This window comes from Neokomagataea thailandica NBRC 106555 (genome assembly GCF_001598495.1).
Taxonomy (GTDB): Bacteria; Pseudomonadota; Alphaproteobacteria; order Acetobacterales; family Acetobacteraceae; genus Gluconobacter; species Gluconobacter thailandicus_A.
Genome location: NZ_BCZB01000070.1, coordinates 1 through 1,227 on the forward strand (window position 1 = coordinate 1; position 1,227 = coordinate 1,227).

General features: G+C 34.4%; 1 protein-coding gene and 1 pseudogene. One reads left to right on the forward strand and one right to left on the reverse strand.

The genetic code is table 11. From position 1 onward, the window contains the following. Nucleotides 1-659: sensor domain-containing diguanylate cyclase (locus NTH01S_RS11415; RefSeq protein ID WP_157070976.1), on the forward strand; the 659-nt coding region annotated here is incomplete at its 5' end. 263 nt (nucleotides 660-922) lie between these two features. On the opposite strand, the pseudogene NTH01S_RS11420 reads toward NTH01S_RS11415, so the two are convergent. Continuing rightward, nucleotides 923-1,227: pseudogene (locus NTH01S_RS11420) on the reverse strand (DDE-type integrase/transposase/recombinase); the annotation flags it as partial.

Below are 1,227 nucleotides of genomic sequence, written 5' to 3' on the forward strand. Positions count from 1 at the left end.
ACTTACTTCTTGTTTTTGTATTTATTTTTATAAATAAAATATACAATAGATTTTTAATAAATCCAGTTAAATATCTTAGCAAAAAAATAATAAATATTTCCAAGTCTAACTTTAGTTCAACGATAAATTTTTCAAATAGGTGCGATGAGATAGGACAATTATCTAAATCAATAGATATCATTGAATATAAAATTCAAAAATTGGGCATTGACCATTTAACTAATATAAAAAATAGGATGTTCTTTTTTGAAGAAACAATTAAAAAGAAAAATTTTTATATAATAAATATTGATATAGACAATTTTAAAAAAATAAACGACAAATTTGGACATGAAATTGGTGATAATGTATTGGTATACATATTTAATATATGTAAACTTTTTTACCCTATTAGTTCGTACAGATTTGGAGGTGATGAATTGATAATTATTTCAAATAACAATATTCAATTGTCACTGTATAAATTATACGCAATATTTTTATTAATACAAAAATTTTCTGAAATTAACTCATTTAATGTCAGTATCAGTGTTGGAATCATTTTTTGTCCAAGAGCTGCTGATTTAAATAAATACCTTAATGAATCAGATTCATTGATGTATGAATCAAAAAAACATAATGGCAATTACTATACATTATCATCATGTAATTTGAATTAAAATTCGGTGAGTGGAACTGTTACAAAGTTCTAAAATTTTCCAGTTACGGACAGAGATAGGTGGTCGTTACAACGCTTCGTGTTGCGCAAGAAACAAGTTCTGTCACATTAATTTGCCCCTGTTAGGGGTAACGACACGAAAGTACGTTGTATGGGCCCTGTTGCAAAGTTAAGTTTGGGTTGAGTGCATCCCATTTGTTTTGATTTTCAAATGGCTTAGACGCTGAATTGTTTTTCGATGAGACGCACTTTTCCCGTGATGCCCTATTCCTGCTGCCAGGATCTGGCCTGTCCCTTCTTCAAGGCGCGGCATGACATCGAACCCCTTGATGGTCGCATAGGCGGTTTTCAACGTTTTGAAACCACGCACGGGCTTGATCAGCTGCTTGAGCTTGCCGTGATCGGCTTCGATCACGTTGTTCAGGTATTTCACCTGTCGGTGCTGCACTGTGCCTGGCAGCTTACCTTTCTTTTTCAGCTCTTTGATCGCGATACCGTAGGTCGGGGCCTTGTCCGTGTTGATCGTCTCGGGCTTCTCCCAATCCTTCAGCCCATTCACGGATTTGCCC